Genomic DNA, 20647 nt, shown 5'->3' on the forward strand with positions numbered 1-20647 from the left:
GGTGCATCCGGGAGGATTCGAACCTCCGACCGCTCGGTTCGTAGCCGAGTACTCTATCCAGCTGAGCTACGGATGCAAATGGCGGTGAGGCGGGGATTCGAACCCCGGATGCAGCTTTTGACCGCATACTCCCTTAGCAGGGGAGCGCCTTCAGCCTCTCGGCCACCTCACCATACGCTTCTTTCGAATTGTGCCTAACTTGCTTTAGAGAAGCTCATCGGCACTGCGTGGCGCACATATTACTTTCTCCGACTTTTAAGTCAAACAATTTTTCCCAACTCATGCGCGTTTGCACAATTCACACCCAACATGGGCGATTTCACGGCAAAAAGGGCGTTTTATCAACAGGCAACCGCAGCGTTTATCGCAACAAAGCAGGAAACTAACCGGGAAAATAATCACGAAAAAGAGAGGGGAGAACGAAAGAAGTGGCTAAAACGATGCAGTAGCGTCTCGTCTGGCAACGAGACGCTGCTTCGGAATCAGTAAGTCGTCTGCTGAGACTTCTCTGCCTGAATGCGCTGATAGATTTCTTCACGGTGAACCGAAACCTCTTTGGGGGCGTTCACACCAATACGCACCTGGTTGCCTTTTACCCCTAGCACAGTGACCGTAACCTCATCGCCAATCATGAGGGTTTCACCAACTCGACGAGTCAGAATTAACATTCTTTGCTCCTTGAAAGATTAAAAGAGTCGGGTCTCTCAGTTTCCCCGTCATTATCCATCATATGTGGTGAAAACGTAAGCCACGCAATCCACAATAAGTGTAAGCAGACTTGGTCCCACCTCAGATAATGGTAAGTTTAGCCGACCTGAAAAACTTTGTTCCCGCAATTGTAACTAAATTGTGTTAGCACAGTATGAAAACGCCATAATCAACAAAGTATTATGGCGTTTGTCCGTGCTATTTATTTATGTTCACAGCTTCGAGGCCACCCAGGCTTCTACGCTGTTTAACGCCGCTGGCAGGGCGTTGATATCCGTCCCCCCCGCCATCGCCATATCCGGGCGACCACCGCCCTTGCCGCCTACCTGCTGCGCCACGTTGCCGATCAACTCGCCGGCTTTTACGCGGTCAGTCAGATCCTTGGTCACGCCTGCGACCAGACTGACTTTGTCGTCAGCCGTCGTTGCCAACACGATGATGGCCGAACCCAATTGATTTTTCAGGTCATCCACCATGGTGCGCAGCATTTTGGCTTCGACATTATCCAACTGGCTGACCAACAGCTTCACGCCGTTAACCACTTTCGCCTGGCTGGACAGCGACGCGCTTTCCTGCGCCGCCTGCTGATCTTTCAACTGCTGCAGTTCTTTTTCCAGCGCGCGGGTGCGATCGAGCACCGAGCGCACTTTATCGGTCAGGTTGTTGCTGTCGCCCTTGACCAGCTGCGCAACGTCTTGCAACAAATCGCTTTGCTGGTGCAGCGTGGCGATAGCGCCTGCGCCGGTCACCGCTTCGATACGACGGATGCCCGCCGCGGTGCCCGACTCGCTCAGAATGCGGAACAGGCCAATGTCGCCGGTGCGGCTGGCATGGGTACCGCCGCACAGTTCGGTGGAGAAGTCGCCCATGGTCAACACGCGCACGTTGTCATCGTACTTCTCGCCGAACAGCGCCATCGCGCCCTTCTCTTTGGCATCTTCCAACGCCATCAGCTCGGTCTGTACCGGCAGGTTGCGGCGTACCTGCTGGTTCACCAGATCTTCCACCGCGCGGATTTGCTCTGGTTTCATCGCTTCGAAATGCGAGAAGTCGAAACGCAGGTATTTGTCGTTAACCAGCGAGCCTTTCTGCGCAACGTGGTCGCCCAACGTTTGGCGCAGTGCGGCGTGCAACAGGTGGGTTGCGGAGTGGTTCAGACGGATGCTGTTGCGCCGCTCGGTATCGATCTGCGCGTCAACGCGATCGTTCAGCTTCAGCGAACCTTGCGCCAGCTTGCCTTGATGACCGATAGCCTGGCCGTATTTCTGGGTGTCGTTGACCACAAATTCTGCGCCGGCGGCTTTCAGCACGCCTTTATCGCCGACCTGACCGCCGGACTCACCGTAGAACGGCGTCTCATCCAGCACCACCACCGCCTCTTCGCCGGCGCTGATCTGATCGACCGGCTGGCCGTCGCGGAACAGTGCGATGACCGTCGCCTGCTGCTCGTCGTGATCGTAGCCGCTGAACTGGCTGCTGCCGTCCACGCGGATCAGGCTGTTGTAGTCGGCACCGAAACCGCTGGACTCACGCGCGCGGCGGCGCTGGGCTTCCATCGCCTCTTCAAAGCCTGCTTCGTCAACTTTCAGACCGCGCTCACGGCAAACGTCAGCGGTCAGATCGACCGGGAAGCCATAGGTGTCGTACAGACGGAAAGCGGTTTCGCCGTCCAGGGTATCGCCCTGCAGCTTGGCCAGCTCTTCGTCCAGCAGCGCCAGGCCGCGCTCCAGCGTGCGGGCAAACTGCTCTTCTTCGGTTTTCAGCACCTGCTCAACCAACGATTGCTGGCGTTTCAGCTCGTCGGCCGCCGGGCCCATCACTTCGATCAGCGGTGCCACCAGCTTGTAGAAGAAGGTGTCTTTCGCGCCCAACATGTTGCCATGACGGATCGCGCGACGAATGATGCGTCGCAGCACGTAGCCGCGGTTTTCGTTAGACGGGATCACGCCGTCCGACACCAGGAAGGCGCAGGAACGGATGTGGTCAGCGATAACGCGCAGGGATTTGTTGTCCAGATCGGTCGCGCCGGTCACTTTCGCTACGGCGGCGATCAGGGTGCGGAACAGGTCGATCTCATAGTTGGAGTTCACATGCTGCAACACCGCCGCGATGCGCTCCAGACCCATGCCGGTATCCACCGAAGGTTTCGGCAACGGCAGCATGGTGCCGTCGGACTGACGGTTGAACTGCATGAAAACGATGTTCCAGATCTCGATGTAACGGTCGCCGTCTTCTTCCGGGCTGCCTGGAGGGCCACCCCAGATGTGATCGCCGTGATCGTAGAAAATCTCGGTGCACGGGCCGCATGGGCCGGTGTCGCCCATCTGCCAGAAGTTATCGGAAGCGAAAGGCGCGCCCTTGTTGTCACCGATGCGGATAATGCGCTCGGCCGGAACGCCGATTTGCTTCTGCCAGATATCGAACGCTTCGTCATCGGTTTCATATACGGTGACCCACAGTCTTTCTTTCGGCAGGTTGAACCAGTTTTCACCGGTCAGCAGTTCCCACGCGTAGCTGATAGCGTCGTGCTTGAAGTAATCGCCGAAGCTGAAGTTGCCCAGCATTTCAAAGAAGGTGTGGTGACGAGCGGTATAACCGACGTTTTCCAGGTCGTTATGCTTGCCGCCTGCGCGCACGCAGCGCTGCGAGGTGGTGGCGCGGGAATAGGCGCGTTTGTCGAGCCCCAGGAAAACATCCTTAAATTGGTTCATGCCGGCATTGGTAAACAGCAATGTCGGATCATTGTTAGGCACCAGGGAGCTGCTTGCTACAACCTGGTGACCCTTACTATGAAAGAAATCGAGAAACGCTTGACGGATCTCAGCGGTGCTCTTGCTCATAATTTTCCTGGAAAGGCTAGAATAACGACACGTGAGCCGGCGACGCGTCATCCCGACGATGACAACCAGCTCACGAACAAAAAGTGGGGATAAGATAAATTTTCTTCAGAGGGAAGTAAAACCCCGTGTGCGCTCATTGCGCAAAATCACGGTAAATTGACTGAATTTCTTCCTGGAAGAAGCCGCGATAGAGCAGATAACGCTGCACTTTGGCTTTCTCTTTCCAGTCGGTTGGCAATACATCGCCAAATTTTCGCTGCGCCACCTGTTTAGCCTGTTCACACCAGTCGATGTCGCATTCCGCCAGCGCGTCCTGCACCAGCGCTTTATCCACGCCCTTTTGCATCAGTTCGCTGCGGATGCGCTGCGCGCCATAACCCTTGCGGCTGCGGCTACCGATGTAACTGTGAACGAAACGCCGATCGTCCAGCCAGTTATGCTGATAACAGTAGGCGACAACCTGCTCGATCTGCGTAGGATCCACCGGCTCTTCAGCCACCGGCGATGATGCCGGCGCATGTGGCCCCTTGCTACCAAAACGGGCTTTCGCCACAAACGGCTGCGCCGCAAGTTTGCGGCGCAGTTCAGCTTCACTATGATCGCGTTGCGACAGCAGGCGCATGGCGCGGCTTAGCAAATCATTCATCATTCAAGCCTGAATTTATGGGATATGCGCCACACAAGCGGCGGCGCATACCTTCAGCGATTAGAACTGCTCGCTGGTTTCCGCTTCGTCGTCTTCGAAGTCGTCACCGGAAGCGGCCACCAGTTCACCACCGCTGTGCAGTAGCAGGTCGCGCAGCTTCTTGTCCAGCTCGGCGGCGATCGCCGGATTTTCTTTCAGGAAGTTACAGGCGTTCGCCTTGCCCTGACCGATCTTCTCGCCGTTATAGCTGTACCAGGCGCCGGCTTTTTCGATCATCTTGTGCTTCACGCCCAGATCGACCAGTTCGCCGCGGCTGTTGATGCCTTCGCCGTACATGATTTGGAACTCAGCCTGCTTGAATGGCGCAGCGATTTTGTTCTTCACCACTTTCACGCGGGTTTCGCTGCCCACCACTTCATCGCCCTCTTTGATGGCGCCGATGCGGCGGATATCCAGACGCACCGAAGCATAGAACTTCAGGGCGTTACCGCCGGTCGTGGTTTCCGGGTTGCCGAACATCACGCCGATTTTCATACGGATCTGGTTGATGAAGATCAGCAGGGTGTTGGCGTTTTTCAGGTTGCCGGCCAGCTTACGCATCGCCTGGCTCATCATGCGCGCCGCCAGGCCCATGTGCGAATCGCCGATTTCACCTTCGATTTCCGCCTTCGGCGTCAGCGCCGCCACGGAGTCGACGATGATAACGTCAACCGCACCGGAGCGGGTCAGCGCATCACAGATTTCCAGCGCTTGCTCGCCGGTGTCCGGCTGCGAGCACAGCAGGTTGTCGATATCGACGCCCAGCTTTTTCGCATAGATAGGATCCAGCGCGTGCTCGGCGTCGATGAACGCACAGGTTTTGCCTTCGCGCTGCGCAGCGGCGATCACCTGCAGCGTCAACGTGGTTTTACCGGACGATTCCGGGCCGTAGATTTCTACGATGCGGCCCATCGGCAGGCCGCCGGCGCCCAGGGCGATATCGAGTGACAGTGAGCCGGTGGAGATCGTTTCCACGTCCATGGAGCGGTCTTCACCCAGACGCATGATGGAGCCTTTGCCGAACTGTTTCTCAATCTGGCCCAGTGCCGCAGCTAACGCCTTTTGCTTGTTCTCATCAATAGCCATTTTTGCTCCTTCGTTTCGCAATGCCGGTGTTACCCCACACTGCCACTGAATGTATGTTGTGCAGGAAATGTCACTAATTATACTGTATGGTCATACAGTATCAAGCCTAATTTACAAAAATTCGTCAATGGCGGTTTGCAGCGCGAAGATCGTCGCCTGCAGCCGCACCGCATCGCGGTCGCCCTTGAATTGCATCTTGCGCACCAGCCCCCGGCCATCGCTGTTGGCGAAGCCGAACCACACGGTGCCGACCGGCTTTTCCTCGCTGCCGCCGTCCGGGCCGGCGATGCCGCTCACCGACAGCGCCAGATCGGCCCGCGCCGCACGCAGCGCCCCTATCGCCATCTCGCGCACCACCTCTGCACTGACCGCGCCGTGCGCCGTCAACGTGGCTTCGCTCACCCCCAGCAGGTCATGCTTCGCCGCATTGCTGTAGGTGACGAAACCGCGATCGAAATAGGCAGAGCTGCCGGCGATGTCGGTAATGGCCTTGGCGATACCGCCGCCGGTGCAGGATTCCGCGCAGGTGATCCAGCGGTTCTGCGCCTTCAGTTTCTCCCCCGCCAGCACGCTGAGCCGGCGCAGTTGGTTTTCACTCATAACCCCTCCTTCGCGAATTCAGGTATATGCGCCCGATAGTAGCATTTATCAAGGCGACGCGGCGGCCGGCGCGTGGAAATGCGCAGCGCCTCGCAGGCGGTGCGGTTTTAAGCGCCCGGTCAAGCTGCTAGTATCAAAAGAAGCGCCCCATCGAGCGGCGGCGCACCAGCACAAGGAACATCACGGAGGCGGCGCGCTGCGGCGGCGGCCTCAGGGCGCACCCGAAGAGATTAGGATGATAGAGTGAAAAAAACGTTGGGCGTATTCTTGCCGTTGTACACCACCACCCTGCTGCTGCTGTTGGGCTCGGGCCTGCTCACTACCTACGTCTCGCTGCGGCTGACCTCCATCCATGTCAGCAGCGCGCTGATCGGCGCCATCATCGCCGCCAACTACATCGGATTGGTGATCGGCGGCAAGGTCGGCCACTTTCTCATCGCCCGCGTCGGGCATATCCGCGCCTACGTAGCCTGCGCCGGCATCATCACCGCCGCGGTGCTGGGGCACGGCCTGACGGAGTTCATTCCCGCCTGGGTCGCGCTGCGTCTGGTGATCGGGCTGTGCATGATGTGCCAGTACATGGTGCTGGAAAGCTGGCTGAACGACCAGGCGGAATCCAACCAGCGCGGCATGGTGTTCGGTTTCTATATGGCGGCGACCTATCTCGGCATGTCGCTGGGCCAAATCGTGCTGATGCTGCAAAGCAACCTGGGTATCGCCACGCTGCTGGTGATCGCACTGTGCTTCGCGCTCTGCCTGGTGCCGATCGCCCTCACTACCCGCACCAATGCGCGCCACATGTCGCCGGCTCCGATGGAACTGCGTTACTTCGTCGGCGCCATCCCCAAAGTATTGGCCACCACGCTGGTGATCGGCATGGTGGTCGGCTCGTTTTACGGCCTAGCGCCGGTCTACGCCAGCCTGCAATCCTTAACCACTCAGCAAACCGGCCTGTTCATGGCGCTGTCCATCTTCGCCGGGCTGGTGGCGCAGTTTCCGCTCAGTTGGCTGTCGGATCGCTACAACCGCCCCTTGCTGATGCGCCTCAACGCCATTTTGCTGATCGTAGCGGCGCTGCCGCTGGCGCTGCTGCCGCACATCGATTTCCCGCTGCTGCTGGCGGTCGGGTTCGTCGTCAGCATGCTGCAATTTACGCTCTACCCGCTGGCGGTGGCGCTGGCCAACGATCTGATAGAGCCGGAGCGCCGCGTCTCGCTGGCCGCCTGTCTGCTGATGGCGTTCGGCGTCGGCGCCAGCATCGGGCCATTGGCGGTCGGCGCGCTGATCGAACCGCTGGGCGGCAATATCCTGTACGCCTTCTTCGCCCTGTGCGGCGTGCTGTTGGCGGCCCTCAGCCGCACGACGAAAGCGGAGGAACCGCAGCTGGCGCAGGACGCGCCGGTGCCGCACATCCCGCTGCCGGACAGCCTCGCCAGTTCGCCGCTGTCGCCGGCGCTCAACCCGACCTTCGATGAACAGATCATTCACGACACCATGCCGCCGCCGGAAGCGGCGCCCGAGGTCGACGATCCGCAGCCCGAAGAACAAGAGGTGGAGCCTTTGCCTCAGGGCGCCGATCCGGAAGAGGACACCGGCCTGAAAAAGGCGCACGCCATGCTGTAAACGGCGGCGTTACAGATCCTGGAAGGAGCCCAGCAGGAAACCGCGTTCGGCGATCGTCGCTTTCAGCGTCGGCGCGGTCAACACATCCAGCTCGACGAGGCGCGGGTGGCAGTATTGGCTCTGCAGAATGGTCGCATCGAGAAACGCCGGGTGGCACATTATTTCCAATGACTCGACGCCCTGCTCGTCGGCACGCGCCAACCTCTGCAGGAACAAGGCTTCGGAGATAGCCTCACCGTAGAATCCCGCGTCAAACGCATCGGTGCTGCAGGGCATCTGCAACGTAATATCGCGCCGTTTCGCCTCTTCGCGATCGAGGCGCAGCGGCAGACCCTGCGCCTGCGCGAACGCCTCCACCAGCGGATAAATCTGCGGCTGCATATGCACATGGTGGTGGCTATCGATATGCGTCGGCGGCCGGCCGAACAGCGTCACGAAGCGCGCGAACTGGCGCTGCAGCTCCTCGTGAATTTCGTCCAGCTGCAGCTCGCCGGCCTCGGCGCGGCGCCACAGCCATTTGCCCAGTTCGCCATGTTCGTTGACCAGCGAAGGCATGGCGCCCAGCGGCTTGCCATGGGTCAAAACGAAATGCAGCCCGATCGGCAACCCCGGATATTGCCGGCTGAGCGCCGCCGCGTGCTGCGCGCCGCCGCCGTTCACCATCGCCGTGGTGGAGGAAACGACGCCATGCTGATACGCCTCGATGACGCCATAGTTCTGCCCTTTGCTCAGGCCGAAATCGTCGGCATTCACGATCAGTAGTTTTTCCATAGAGACTCCCGCGGGATAGATTTTTGGCAAGGGAAGGCCGACCGCTCGGCGCGGCATTCCCCCTCGTTAAGGTAAAAATCAAATGATTAACCGACCGGCGTCCTGAAGCTCATCGGCATATCGGCGTTGATACTGATCGGGAGCGGCCCTAAAGAGGGCCGTAACACTTTTTTCGGTAGTTGCCTGGGGTCACGTCGGTGAGCCGCTTGAAGTTTTTAATGAACAGGCTGACATCGCCATAGCCGGAATCAAAAGCGATGTCGGAGACCGAATAGTTGGTGACCTCCAGCTGCGTCTTGGCGAAGTTGATGCGAATCTCATTGATCACCTGCATCGGCGTCTTCTGATAGTAGCGCCGCATCGCCCGGGTCAGGTACTCCTGAGTTTTCCCCGACAGCGCCACCATGTTCGCCAACGCCTTTTCGCCGAACATCGCCTTGTCATGCATGCCGGCCAGGGTGTTCTTCAGCCACTGCGGGATATCATCGCCGCCGTCGTTTTCTTCTTTATAATGTCGGATGCGGCTGATCACGTAGAAGGTCAATGTTTCGAGGAATTCGGCGAAGTCGTCCTCGCGAAACTGCGGCGAGCTCACCACCGATTCGATATAGGCCAAAAACTCGCTTCTCAGGCTGTAGGCCTGCGAGGCGACGAAACAACGCGGCAGCTGTTGCAAGTAATGCTCTTCAAAGAACGCTTTGCTGACCGCCACGTTGAAGATTTTCGTCGCGCCGAACTCGTAAAAGCTCTGGTGGTAGGAACCGATAGGAATAAAGACGAAATCCCCCCGTTCCAGCAGCACCCGTTTGCCGTTGATCTCCTGATAGCATTTGCCGCTCAGCACGATGGTGAACTCGTAATAGTCGTGCTGATGCAGCCCGGTGGCGCTTTCCACCTTGTTGTAGATAAACAGGTGAAAATCTTTGCAGTTAAAGAAATCCTGCTCGCGAATCAGCTTCACGTCGTTTGCGCTCAGTGAAATTCGGTTATCGGACACGGCGCCGGCCTCCCGTTAGTCAAATCCGTTGCGTCTGGCCGCCTCGGCAAACCAGTAACCGCTTTTCTTGATGGTGCGCCGCTGATCCGCCCGATCCAGCCGCACCAGCCCATACCGATTCTTGTAGGCATTCAGCCAGGACCAGCAATCGATAAAGGTCCACAGATGATAGCCCTTGCACTGCGAGCCTTCCGCCAGCGCGCGGTGCAGCCACTTCAGGTGCTCGCGAATAAAGTCGATGCGGTAATCGTCCTCCACCCGCCCATCGGCACCGATAAACGCTTCTTCGCCCTCGACGCCCATGCCGTTTTCCGAAATATAACAAGGCAGATTGCCGTAGTTCTCTTTCAGATCCATCAGGATGTCGTACAGCCCCTTCTCATAGATCTCCCAGCCGCGATGCGGATTGATTTTGCGGCCCGGCATTGCATAGTAGCTGAACAAATCCTCCGGCGATGCGATTGGCCCTGCGGCGCAACGCCCCTCTTTCGCCTGCACCCTGCGCGGCTGGTAGTAGTTGACGCCGAGGATATCCACCACGCCGCCTTCGATCAGCTGCGCGTCCTGCGGCTCGCAGTGCGGCATCAGCCCATACTGCTCCAACAGGTGCAGCAGCGCCGTCGGATAACGCCCCTTGGCGACCGGATCGAGAAAGCTGCGATTGAGCAGCAGATCGGCGTCGTGTGCGGCCTGCAGATCCTCCGGCGCATCGGAGCGCGGATAGGTCGGGCTCAGATTCAGAATGATGCCGATGCTCCCCGGCAACCCGCGCGCTCTGAAACGCTGCACCGCCATGGCATGCGCCAGTACGCTGTGATACGCCACGGTGACCGCCCGTTTGAAGTCCACCACGCAAGGGTAGTGCAAGTCATTCAGGTAACCGGCCTCCACCGGCACGATCGGCTCGTTGAAGGTGAACCAGTGGGTGACCCGATCGCCAAACAGGCCGAAACAGGTATCGGCGTAACGCGCGTAGGCCTCGATCACCGCCCGGCTTTCCCAGCCGCCGCGCTGCTGCATGCACAGCGGCATATCGAAGTGATAGAGATTGATAAACGGGGTGATGCCCTGCGCCAGCAGCTCGTCGATCATCGCGTTGTAGAACGCCACCGCCTGCGGGTTCACCTCGCCGTCGCCGTCCGGGATCAGCCGCGACCACGAGATCGACGTTCTGAAGGTATTGTGGCCCAACGTTTTGAGCAGCCCGATGTCGGTGCGGAAATGGTCATAAAAGGTCGAGGCCTCGGCCGGCCCGACCCGATCGTGAAAGCGCTCGGGCGCGATCTCGTACCAATAGTCGAAGATGTTGCGGCTCTTGCCGTCCCGCGCGGCCGCCCCTTCAGACTGCGGCGCGGAGGTGGCGCTGCCCCACCAGAACCCGTCGGCAAATTGATATTCCATACTCGCGTCCCTCGCGGGGCGGCCGCGCCGCCCCGTTCCACAGTTAGAATTTCAGCGCGTTGGCGATGTCTTCTTCGCTTTCTGTCGCCGCATCGATCTGGCTCTGCGCCTTGTTGGAGATCGCCACGAACGGCAGGTAAATCACGGTGGCGACCGCCAGGTTGAACAGGCTCAGCAACATGGCCATGATGCTGCCGTTGGTGTTGAAGAACGCCCCCAGGCCGACCGGCATGGTCCAGGGCGCGATGTTGGTGATCGGCGGGATCAGCCCGGAGTAATAAGCCAGCGAGGTGATAATGGTCAGCACCGGCTGCACCAGAATAAACGGAATGAACATCACCGGGTTCATGATCACCGGCAGGCCGAACAGGATCGGCTCGTTGATCTGGAAAATGCCGGATGGTGTCGCCAACTTGGCGACCTGGCGGTAATCCTCGCGGCGCGAAGCGATGAAGATGGCGATGATCAGGCCCAGCGTCGAGCCGGTGCCACCGAGGTAGATATAAGAGTCGACGAACGGTTTCGCCCACATGTGGAACTCTTTACCGGCGGCCACCGCCGCTTCGACAGAACCGTATTTGTTGTACAGCTCCACGTTTTCCAGCGCGAACGGCGTCATGATGCCGCTGTCCAGCGCCGCCAGCGCCATGGAGCCGTGCACCCCAAAGAACCACAGCAGCGAAGAGAACAGCACGTACACCCAACCCACCACGCTGCCCATCTTGGCCAGCGGCGCCGAAATGCCGTCCATGATGATCTGGTGGAAGTTGGTGCCCCAATGCGCCAGCGCGAACGCCACCAGCCCCATGATGGAGAGGATGATGAAGCCGGGGATCAGCGCCGAGAAAGAGCGCGACACCGAAGCCGGCACGCTGTCCGGCAGGCTGATCACCCAGTTGCGCCGCACGATGAAAGCAAACATCTCAGCCACCGCCAGCCCGATCACCATACCGGAAATGATGTTGGCGCCGCCCAGCCAGTTGGCGCCCACCGCATAGGCCTCGCCGACGTTGAACGGCGTGACGGTCATGAAGGCCGCCACCGCCAGCAGTGCCGAGGCCAGCGGATCGACCTTGCGCTCTTCGGCCAACGCCATGCTGATAAAGAACGGCGTCATCAGGGACATGATCCCCAGCGTACCGTTGTAAACGCTGCCGCCGATGCTCTTCAGGCCGTTAAGCGTCTCGATGGTGGAGGCGTCCAACCTCACGCCCAACGAATAGAAGAACGATCCCTCACCGAAGCTGAGGAACACGTTGTTGATCAACACGAACATCGCCCCGGTCAAGGTCAGCGGCATCAGGCGGATAAAGCCGTTCTTGATGGCGTTGACGTGGGGCTGCTTACCGATTTTTACGGCGAAAGGCAGGATAACCTTCTCGAGCGAGGCAATGAGGGTATTCACGGCGGCCTCCTGTTATTGGTTGGCTTTCTTGATGGCGGCCACCGCGGCCTTCAGTACGCCCAGCCCATCGACCTTGCCGTACAGCAGCGGATCGATGACTTCCACAGGTTTGTTGGGCAGCTGTTTTTGCACTTCCGGCAAGGTGTAGGCGATCTGCGGCCCCAGCAGGATCAGATCCGCCTCAACGCCCTTCTCGGCGGCCAGCGCTTCCGGGTAAGCGGCGATGATCACCGGCACTTCATATTTCTCTGCCTGCGCCTTCATTTTTGATACCAACAGGGAAGTGGACATACCGGCAGAACAAAACAGATAGATTTTTTTCTTTTCCATACCAAGCACCTCAGATAATCAAAAAAACCCCGTGTTATTTGTATGCCAGATGCAATCACGATTGCTTCACGCACATTCCTTATGAAAATTTCCGTCACGTTGCCCTGGTTACGGACAGTATACGGAGCATGAAAAACGGATCGGTAAGCCAGGAGGGGACATAACCGTCTCTCATTGACCTGGCGGATTGACCCTCTTCACATTTCGCACAAAAAAATAGTGTGACCGGGCTCTCAAATAACCGATAAAAACTCAGAATATTCGCAATAAATACTCAAATAGCAATTATAAACAGCCAGTTATGAACGCGCTGAGAATTTAAGGGTTTATTTGAGCCGGAACAAATGGAGAGGATATAAAAATAGTTCAGGCTTGATTCCCCCCTGCCATCCCGCACGCGGTGGCGTGGGGAGGATTACGTGGGCAGACGCAGCAACTCGATCATCGTGGTCAACGCCACGGGGTGATTTCTACGATTGGGATAATAGAGGTAAAAACCGGGAAACGGCGCGCACCAGTCGGCCAACACTCGCCGCAGCCGACCGCTCGCCAGGTGTTCTTCCACCTCCTGCTCGATGGCGAAAGCAATGCCGACGTGTGCCAACGCCGCCTGCAGCAACAGTCTGGCGTCATCCACGATCAGCGGGCTGTTGACCGCCACGGAAAATCGCTGCTCGCCCTGCTGAAACGCCCATTTGTAGCGCTCGCCCGAAGAGGCCTTGCGCCAACCGATGCAGCGATGCTGCAGCAAATCCTGCGGGTGTGCCGGTTCGCCATGCCGTTGAAAATAGTCCGGCGTGGCGACGATGGCAAAACGCAGATCTGGCGTCACGCGCACCGCGCGCATATCGTTGTGCAGATCCTCACCGAGCCGGATACCGGCGTCAAAGCCTTGTTCGACGATGTTGGCGAACCCCTCGTCCGCCACCACTTCCAGCGTAATGCCGGGGTACTCGCTGGCCAAGCGCCCCAGAAGCGGCACGATGGCGAGCTCGATGGCCGAACGCGGCGCGTTGATGCGCACCAGGCCGCGCGGCCCGTCGCGAAACGCATTCAGGCTCTCCAGCGCGGCGTCGATATCGGTAAAGGCCGGCACCAGCTGCGCCAGCAGATGCTCGCCGGCTTCTGTCGGCGAGACGTTGCGGGTGGTGCGGTTCAGCAGGCGAATGCCCACCTGCGCCTCCAGCTCGCGCAGGGTGTGGGTCAGCGTCGGCGGCGTTACGCCCAGCCGAGCGGCGGCGCGGCGGAAGCTGCGTTCACTGGCGATAGCCACAAAGGCCGCCAGGCCGGACAGTTCGGGTTTCTTCATGCTATTGATATAAATTATCTAATAGTGAGATGAATTTTTAGCGGATAGTTATCCGTCATCTAACAACATAGCATTGCGATCGAACCCATTACCAGGTATCGATGCGATGATTAATGCTACAGCTCCAACTCATGAAACGCCGCGCAGGCTGGCGGGTAAAGTCGTACTGGTGAGCGGCGGCGGCACCGGCATCGGCCGCGCCGCAGCGCTGGCCTATGCCCGCGAGGGCGCCAAAGTGGCGTTGGCCGGCCGGCGCGCGGCGGAGATCGAAGCCACGGCGCGCGATATCGCGTTGGCCGGCGGCGACGCCCTGCCCATCGTGACCGACGTCGCCCAGGAGGGTGATATCCGCCGGCTGCTCGCCGCGGTGACCGCCCATTACGGCCGGCTCGACGTCGCCTTCAACAACGCCGGCATCATCGGCAACTTCGCCCCCATCACCGAACAGACCAGCGAAGATTTTGACCGGGTTATCGCCATTAACCTCAGAGGCGTCTGGCTGGCGATGAAATACGAGATTGAAACCTTCCTGGCTCAACGCTCGGGCGGCGTGATCATCAACACCTCCTCCTGGCTGACCCACGGCGCACTGGCCGGTTCATCCAGCTACTCCGCCAGCAAAGGGGCGCTCGATGCGATGATCCGCGCAGTGGCGCTCGAATACAGCGGCCAGGGCATCCGCGTCAATAACATCAACCCCGGCATCATCGACACGCCGATGGCGCGCGGCAGCGTGGCCGACAGCGCGGCGTTCGCGCCCTTTATCGCCCATACGCCCGCCGGCCGCCTGGGCGAATCGGAAGACATCGGCGATGTGGCGCTGTGGCTGGCGACGGACGAGGCCCGCTTCATCACCGGCCAAAGCCTGCTGGTGGACGGCGGTTACACCATCGCCGGCATGCGTTGAGGAGACGAGGTCATGAACTACGTTCGGCTTGGCGACAGCGGCCTGAAGGTGTCCCGCCTCTGCCTGGGTTGCATGACCTACGGCGATCCGGCCTGGCGGCCCTGGGTGCTGAAGGAAGATGAAGCGCGCCCCTTTATCCGCGAAGCGCTGGAAGCGGGCATCAATTTCTTCGATACCGCCAACATTTACTCCGGCGGAGAAAGCGAGCGTCTCCTCGGTCGCGCACTGAAAGCGTTCGCCCGTCGTGAAGACGTGGTGATCGCCACCAAGGCCTACTTCCCGATGGATGCGCAGCCGAACAACCGCGGGCTGTCGCGCAAGCACCTGCTGCACAGCGTCGACGCCTCTTTGCAGAGATTGGGGACGGATTACCTCGATCTGTTCGTGCTGCACCGCTTCGACAGCGAAACGCCGATCGAAGAAACCGCCGACACCCTCGACGCCCTGGTGCGGGCGGGCAAGATCCGCTATCTCGGCGCGTCTTCACTGCATGCCTGGCGCTTGATGAAAATGCTGGCCTTTCAACGTCAGCACCGCCTGGCACCGTTTATTTCGCTGCAGAGCCAATACAACCTGGTGACGCGTGAAGACGAAGAAGAGCTGATCCCGCTGTGTTTGGAAGAGGGGCTCGGCCTGACGCCCTGGTCGCCGCTGGCGCGCGGCGTGCTGGCCGGTTCAGGCATGGCCGGCACGCTGCGCGCCGCCACCGACGAACAGGCACCTCGTTGGTACGGTGGCAGAGACGAAGTTGAGCGTACCGTCGCTGCGGTAGCGGAGGTGGCCGCCGCGCACGGCGTTCCTCCGGCACAGATCGCGCTGGCCTGGCTGTTGGCCAAACCCGGCGTGGCGTCGCCGCTGGTGGGCATGTCCAAGCCGCATCATCTGCAGGATGCGCTGGCAGCGCTCACCCTCAGGCTATCGCCGGAAGACGTGGCCGCGCTGGAGGCGCCTATCGCGCGCGTTGCCCGCCCCGAGCGCTGGTAGCCCATTTGCCTTCATTGCAGGAGAGAAGACATGTCATACGCTGTTACCGTGCGAGCGGTGTTGTTCACCCTCGCCACCACACTTCCCCTTAGCGTTCCGGCACAGGCCGCCATCAGCGCAGCCTGCGCCGCAAGCAGCATGACGCTGCCGCCCGGCGCGCTTTACCCCAACGGCATCGCCCGCGCGGCGGACGGCACCCTGTATGTCGGCTTTGTCACCAGCGGCAATGTGCTGCGTAAACGGCCGGGTAAAGCGTGGGAAACCTTTTTCCCCGGCGCTGACACGGTGTTCGCCTCAAACGCGCTGAGGCTGGACGAAAAACGCGGGCTGCTGTGGGGCAATTCGCCGGACTTCCTCTCCGGCGGCAAAGCGCGCGCCAACCGCATCTACGCGCTGAATGTCGCGGATGGCACGCTCGACCGCAGCCTGGTGCTGCCGGCGGGCGAAATGGGCAACGATATCGTGCTCGGCGCAGACGGTACGGTGTACGTGACGGAAACCCGCGGCGGCGGCATCCTGCGCCTGCGGCCAGGCGAGACGGCATTCAGTACGCTGTTTCAGGATCCGCAGTTAGCGGCCCCTAGCGGGCTGGGCGCCGCCGGGATCGTGCTGCTCGACGATCGGCTGATGGCAGTCGCCAATTTCGGTACCGGTAAGCTCTACACCCTCAGCTATAACGATCCCCAGCCGCAGCTGGCGGAAATGCAGCTGCCGCGCCTCATCGAAAACCCGGACGGAATGGGGTTGGCACCGGACGGCGCGCTGATCGTGCTGGAAAACGCGATCCAGAGCGGCCACGGGCGGATCCTGCGGATCGCGTTGCCGAAGGCGGCAGGCATGCACCAGCTTGAGGTCTTGCGCGAAGGCATGGAATCGCCGGTCAACCTGACCATCACCCCGCAAGGCTGCGCCTTCGTCAGTGAGTCGCGCATCCGCCACCGCCTGCTGCCCGGCTATGAAACTGACGTGCCCGACAGCTTCCGCCTCTATCAACTGCCCTTGCCTCTCACCGCCGCACAATAAGCTCTGCGCCGCCTCTACGGGCGGCGACTTGCGTTGTTGCCCGCAGACGAACGACAATCTCGCTTCGTTACCAACCCGCCTTGCGCAGCGCTTCCCATTTTTACCTGTGACAGCCGATTGCCCGCTGGGCTAGTATAAGCGTCTGTGCAAACCTTGGGTTTGAACACGCCGTTTGGCGTTTTGATGACTTGATTTGCGCCGCCCGCCAAGCGCTGAATGGGGCGACGCCTGCTGAAACAATGTGATAGCGAATGACGACAATGAAAATCACAGTGACCTTTACATTCAATGGATTGGAAAAATAATCGCATGAATAGCACCGATAAACTCGATTCGCACACGCCGATGATGCAGCAATACCTGCGCCTCAAGGCCCAGCATCCTGAAATCCTGCTGTTCTACCGCATGGGTGACTTCTACGAGCTGTTTTACGACGACGCCAAGCGCGCTTCCCAACTGCTGGATATCTCGCTGACCAAACGTGGCGCCTCGGCGGGCGAACCGATCCCGATGGCCGGCGTGCCGCACCACGCGGTGGAGAACTATCTGGCCAAGCTGGTGCAGCTCGGCGAATCCGTCGCCATCTGCGAACAGATCGGCGATCCGGCCACCAGCAAAGGGCCGGTCGAGCGCAAAGTGGTGCGCATCGTCACCCCAGGCACCATCACCGACGAAGCGCTGCTGCAAGAACGCCAGGACAACCTGCTGGCGGCGATCTGGCAAGACGCGCGCGGCTTCGGTTACGCCACCCTGGACGTCAGCTCCGGCCGCTTCCGCGTCGCCGAGCCGCAGGATCTGGAAACCATGGCCGCCGAGCTGCAGCGCACCAATCCGGCCGAGCTGCTCTACCCGGAAACCTTCGAACAAATGGCGCTGATCGAACAGCGCCACGGCCTGCGCCGCCGCCCGCTGTGGGAATTCGAACTGGAGACCGCACGCCAGCAGCTCAACCTGCAGTTCGGCACCCGCGATCTGACCGGCTTTGGCGTCGAGCAGGCGCACCAGGCGCTGCGCGCCGCAGGCTGTCTGCTGCAGTACGTCAAAGATACCCAACGCACTTCGCTGCCGCACATTCGCGGCATCACCATGGAGCGCCAGCAGGACGGCATCATCATGGACGCCGCCACCCGCCGTAATCTGGAGCTGACGCAGAGCTTGTCCGGCGGCAGCGACAACACGCTGGCGGCGATCCTCGATCGCACGGTGACGCCAATGGGCAGCCGCATGCTGAAACGCTGGCTGCACATGCCAACCCGCGACATCAAGGTCCTGACTGCCCGCCAGCAGGCGATCGGCGCATTGCAGGAGCTGTTCGTGGATCTGCAGCCTTCGCTGCGCCAGGTAGGCGATCAGGAACGTATTTTGGCGCGTCTGGCGCTACGTACCGCCCGTCCGCGCGATCTGGCGCGCATGCGCCATGCTTTCCAACAGTTGCCGGACATCCGCGCGCTGCTGCAAGACGTAGAGACGCCGCACGTGCAGCAGCTGCTGTCGCAGGTGGGCCAGTTCGACGAACTGCGCGAATTGTTGGAACGCGCGGTCATTGAATCACCGCCGGTGCTGGTGCGCGACGGCGGCGTGATCGCCCCCGGCTACAACAGCGAGTTGGACGAGTGGCGCGCGCTGGCGGACGGTGCCAGCGACTACCTCGACCGGCTGGAGATCCGCGAGCGTGAAAAGCTGGGGCTGGATACGCTCAAGGTCGGCTTCAACGGCGTACACGGCTACTACATTCAGGTCAGCCGCGGCCAAAGCCACCTGGTGCCGATCCACTATGTGCGCCGCCAGACGCTGAAAAACGCCGAGCGCTACATCATCCCGGAACTGAAAGAGTACGAAGACAAAGTGCTCACCTCCAAGGGTAAGGCACTGGCGATCGAGAAAAGCCTGTACGACGAGCTGTTCGACCTGCTGCTGCCGCACCTGGCGGAACTGCAACAAAGCGCCGCCGCACTGGCCGAGCTGGACGTGCTGGCCAACCTGGCCGAGCGCGCCGATACCCTGAACTACGCCTGCCCGACCATGAGCGAGCAGCCGGGGATCCGCATCACCGAAGGCCGCCACCCGGTGGTGGAGCAGGTGCTGAGCGAGCCGTTTATCTCCAACCCGCTCACCCTGTCGCCACAGCGTCGCATGCTGATCATCACCGGCCCTAACATGGGCGGTAAAAGCACCTATATGCGGCAAACGGCGCTGATCGTGCTGATGGCGCACATCGGCAGCTATGTGCCGGCTACCAAGGCCACCATCGGCCCGGTGGATCGCATCTTCACCCGCGTCGGCGCGGCGGACGATCTGGCTTCTGGCCGCTCCACCTTCATGGTGGAGATGACTGAAACCGCCAACATCCTGCACAACGCCACCGAGCACAGCCTGGTGTTGATGGATGAGATAGGCCGCGGTACCTCCACCTACGACGGCCTGTCGCTGGCCTGGGCCTGCGCCGAGAACCTGGCTAACCGCATCAAGGCAATGACGCTGTTCGCCACCCACTACTTCGAGCTGACGACCCTGCCGGAGAAAATGGAAGGCGTGGTCAACGTGCATCTGGATGCGCTTGAACACGGCGACACCATCGCCTTCATGCACACCGTGCAGGACGGCGCCGCCAGCAAAAGCTATGGCCTGGCGGTCGCCGCGCTGGCCGGCGTGCCGCGCGACGTCATCAAGCGCGCCCGTCAGAAGCTGCGTGAACTGGAGTCTATCTCCAGCCACACCGCATCGGGCAGCGTCGATGCCACCCAGATGACGCTGCTGCAGGAAGATACTTCGCCGGCGGTAGAAGCTCTGGAGGCGCTGGATCCGGATTCCCTGTCACCGCGCCAGGCGCAGGAATGGCTCTACCGGCTGAAAAATATGGTGTAGTTGAGGCGATAAACGCAGGCATAAAAAAACGGTGAGCGTCATGCTCACCGTTTTTATTTGATGCGGTTCAACAACCGGCGTTATTCGCGGAACAGCGCCTCAATGCTCAGACCCTGCATCTGCAGGATCTCACGCAGGCGGCGCAGACCTTCAACCTGAATCTGACGGACGCGTTCACGCGTCAGGCCAATCTCCCGGCCCACGTCTTCCAGCGTCGCCGCTTCATAGCCCAGCAAGCCGAAACGACGCGCCAACACTTCACGCTGTTTGGCGTTCAGTTCGAACAACCATTTGACGATGCTTTGCTTCATATCGTCATCTTGCGTGGTGTCTTCAGGCCCGTTGTCCTTTTCGTCGGCCAGAATGTCCAGCAGCGCTTTCTCCGAATCCCCGCCCAGCGGCGTATCCACCGAGGTGATGCGCTCATTCAGGCGCAGCATGCGGCTGACGTCATCTACCGGCTTGTCGAGTTGCTCGGCAATCTCTTCAGCGCTCGGTTCATGATCCAGTTTATGAGAAAGCTCGCGCGCGGTGCGCAGATAGACATTCAGTTCTTTGACGATATGGATAGGCAAACGAATGGTACGGGTTTGGTTCATGATCGCCCGCTCAATCGTCTGACGGATCCACCAGGTTGCATAAGTGGAGAAGCGGAAACCACGTTCCGGGTCAAATTTTTCCACTGCGCGAATCAGACCGAGGTTACCCTCTTCGATCAGATCCAGCAGCGCCAGACCGCGGTTGCTGTAGCGGCGGGCAATTTTCACTACCAGCCGCAGGTTGCTTTCAATCATGCGGCGGCGGGACGGCACGTCACCGCGCAGAGCACGCCGCGCAAAATAGACTTCTTCCTCTGCGGTCAGCAGAGGGGAATAACCGATCTCGCCCAGATAGAGCTGCGTCGCATCCAATACGCGTTGCGTAACGCCTTGAGACAACAGCTCTTCTTCCGCTAAATCGTTCTCGCTGGCCTCTTCTTCTACCAGCGCTTTTTCATCAAACGACTCAGCCTCAGCTCCATTCTCGTCGAAATCCGCATCATCATGTAACTCGTTAACTTTCAGCGTATTTTGGCTCATATGCTGCTCCTACCCGTGATACCGCGAGCAGAAT

18 protein-coding genes and 2 tRNA genes are annotated in these 20647 nt (G+C 60.0%); 6 read left to right on the top strand and 14 right to left on the bottom strand.

Features of this window, described 5'->3' with window-relative positions:
• Nucleotides 1-2: 2 nt before the first annotated feature.
• From AC6BYQ_RS16095 to alaS, 4 genes are all read right to left on the bottom strand, one after another.
• Nucleotides 3-76 (bottom strand) — tRNA-Arg (locus AC6BYQ_RS16095).
• 3 nt (nt 77-79) lie between these two features.
• Nucleotides 80-172: transfer RNA gene (locus AC6BYQ_RS16100), tRNA-Ser, on the bottom strand.
• Nucleotides 173-482: 310 nt separating this feature from the next.
• A complete protein-coding gene (gene csrA, locus AC6BYQ_RS16105) occupies nt 483-668 on the bottom strand; it encodes a carbon storage regulator CsrA (protein WP_004091602.1) in 186 nt (61 codons plus the stop codon).
• Nucleotides 669-920: 252 nt separating this feature from the next.
• On the bottom strand, nt 921-3548 hold the full coding sequence (gene alaS / locus AC6BYQ_RS16110) for an alanine--tRNA ligase (protein ID WP_025159655.1): 2628 nt from the start codon (nt 3546-3548) through the stop codon (nt 921-923).
• Between alaS and AC6BYQ_RS16115 the strand changes: the two genes are divergently transcribed.
• Nucleotides 3498-3641, top strand: a complete 144-nt coding sequence (locus AC6BYQ_RS16115) for a hypothetical protein (protein ID WP_205406914.1) — start codon at nt 3498-3500, stop codon at nt 3639-3641. The genes alaS and AC6BYQ_RS16115 overlap by 51 nt on opposite strands.
• 40 nt (nt 3642-3681) lie before the next feature.
• Here the strand turns inward: AC6BYQ_RS16115 and recX are convergent, their stop codons facing one another.
• The 3 genes from recX to pncC all read right to left on the bottom strand — a co-directional run bounded on the left by recX (nt 3682) and on the right by pncC (nt 5919).
• Complete coding sequence (gene recX, locus AC6BYQ_RS16120; RefSeq protein WP_498057206.1) at nt 3682-4194, bottom strand: recombination regulator RecX; 513 nt, start codon at nt 4192-4194, stop codon at nt 3682-3684.
• A gap of 60 nt (nt 4195-4254) precedes the next feature.
• Nucleotides 4255-5319, bottom strand: a complete 1065-nt coding sequence (gene recA / locus AC6BYQ_RS16125) for a recombinase RecA (protein ID WP_004932541.1) — start codon at nt 5317-5319, stop codon at nt 4255-4257.
• A gap of 111 nt (nt 5320-5430) precedes the next feature.
• Nucleotides 5431-5919, bottom strand: a complete 489-nt coding sequence (gene pncC / locus AC6BYQ_RS16130; protein WP_019455129.1) for a nicotinamide-nucleotide amidase — start codon at nt 5917-5919, stop codon at nt 5431-5433.
• Between the two features lie 243 nt (nt 5920-6162).
• On the opposite strand from pncC, the gene AC6BYQ_RS16135 reads away from it, so the two are divergent.
• A complete protein-coding gene (locus AC6BYQ_RS16135) occupies nt 6163-7542 on the top strand; it encodes an MFS transporter (protein WP_019455128.1) in 1380 nt (459 codons plus the stop codon).
• A gap of 9 nt (nt 7543-7551) precedes the next feature.
• On the opposite strand, the gene chbG is transcribed toward AC6BYQ_RS16135, so the two are convergent.
• The 6 genes from chbG to AC6BYQ_RS16165 all read right to left on the bottom strand — a co-directional run bounded on the left by chbG (nt 7552) and on the right by AC6BYQ_RS16165 (nt 13755).
• Nucleotides 7552-8313, bottom strand: coding sequence for a chitin disaccharide deacetylase (gene chbG / locus AC6BYQ_RS16140; protein WP_198635860.1), 762 nt, complete (start codon nt 8311-8313; stop codon nt 7552-7554).
• A 148-nt stretch (nt 8314-8461) separates the two neighbouring features.
• The gene (gene chbR, locus AC6BYQ_RS16145) at nt 8462-9310 is read right to left on the bottom strand and encodes a transcriptional regulator ChbR (protein WP_025159654.1); all 849 of its coding nucleotides are present in this window, start codon (nt 9308-9310) and stop codon (nt 8462-8464) included.
• A gap of 15 nt (nt 9311-9325) precedes the next feature.
• The gene (locus AC6BYQ_RS16150; protein ID WP_498057207.1) at nt 9326-10711 is read right to left on the bottom strand and encodes a glycoside hydrolase family 1 protein; all 1386 of its coding nucleotides are present in this window, start codon (nt 10709-10711) and stop codon (nt 9326-9328) included.
• Between the two features lie 43 nt (nt 10712-10754).
• Complete coding sequence (gene chbC / locus AC6BYQ_RS16155) at nt 10755-12116, bottom strand: PTS N,N'-diacetylchitobiose transporter subunit IIC (RefSeq protein ID WP_063918187.1); 1362 nt, start codon at nt 12114-12116, stop codon at nt 10755-10757.
• Between the two features lie 12 nt (nt 12117-12128).
• Nucleotides 12129-12446 (bottom strand): PTS sugar transporter subunit IIB, encoded by a 318-nt coding sequence (locus tag AC6BYQ_RS16160; protein WP_004932561.1) that lies wholly within the window; start codon nt 12444-12446, stop codon nt 12129-12131.
• A gap of 415 nt (nt 12447-12861) precedes the next feature.
• The gene (locus AC6BYQ_RS16165; RefSeq protein WP_498057208.1) at nt 12862-13755 is read right to left on the bottom strand and encodes a LysR family transcriptional regulator; all 894 of its coding nucleotides are present in this window, start codon (nt 13753-13755) and stop codon (nt 12862-12864) included.
• Nucleotides 13756-13861: 106 nt separating this feature from the next.
• On the opposite strand from AC6BYQ_RS16165, the gene AC6BYQ_RS16170 reads away from it, so the two are divergent.
• From AC6BYQ_RS16170 to mutS, 4 genes are all read left to right on the top strand, one after another.
• The gene (locus AC6BYQ_RS16170; protein WP_074055914.1) at nt 13862-14662 is read left to right on the top strand and encodes an SDR family NAD(P)-dependent oxidoreductase; all 801 of its coding nucleotides are present in this window, start codon (nt 13862-13864) and stop codon (nt 14660-14662) included.
• A gap of 12 nt (nt 14663-14674) precedes the next feature.
• Complete coding sequence (locus AC6BYQ_RS16175; RefSeq protein WP_498057209.1) at nt 14675-15646, top strand: aldo/keto reductase; 972 nt, start codon at nt 14675-14677, stop codon at nt 15644-15646.
• A 30-nt stretch (nt 15647-15676) separates the two neighbouring features.
• Nucleotides 15677-16669 (top strand): Vgb family protein, encoded by a 993-nt coding sequence (locus AC6BYQ_RS16180; protein WP_498057210.1) that lies wholly within the window; start codon nt 15677-15679, stop codon nt 16667-16669.
• A gap of 309 nt (nt 16670-16978) precedes the next feature.
• On the top strand, nt 16979-19534 hold the full coding sequence (gene mutS, locus AC6BYQ_RS16185) for a DNA mismatch repair protein MutS (protein ID WP_498057211.1): 2556 nt from the start codon (nt 16979-16981) through the stop codon (nt 19532-19534).
• A gap of 80 nt (nt 19535-19614) precedes the next feature.
• On the opposite strand, the gene rpoS is transcribed toward mutS, so the two are convergent.
• Nucleotides 19615-20613 carry an RNA polymerase sigma factor RpoS gene (rpoS, locus tag AC6BYQ_RS16190; protein ID WP_019455119.1) on the bottom strand — a complete coding sequence of 333 codons (999 nt, stop codon included), beginning with the start codon at nt 20611-20613 and terminating at the stop codon, nt 19615-19617.
• Between the last annotated feature and the right edge of the window lie 34 nt (nt 20614-20647).

The sequence above is a fragment of the Serratia sp. LTN-2 genome, from assembly GCF_059740205.1.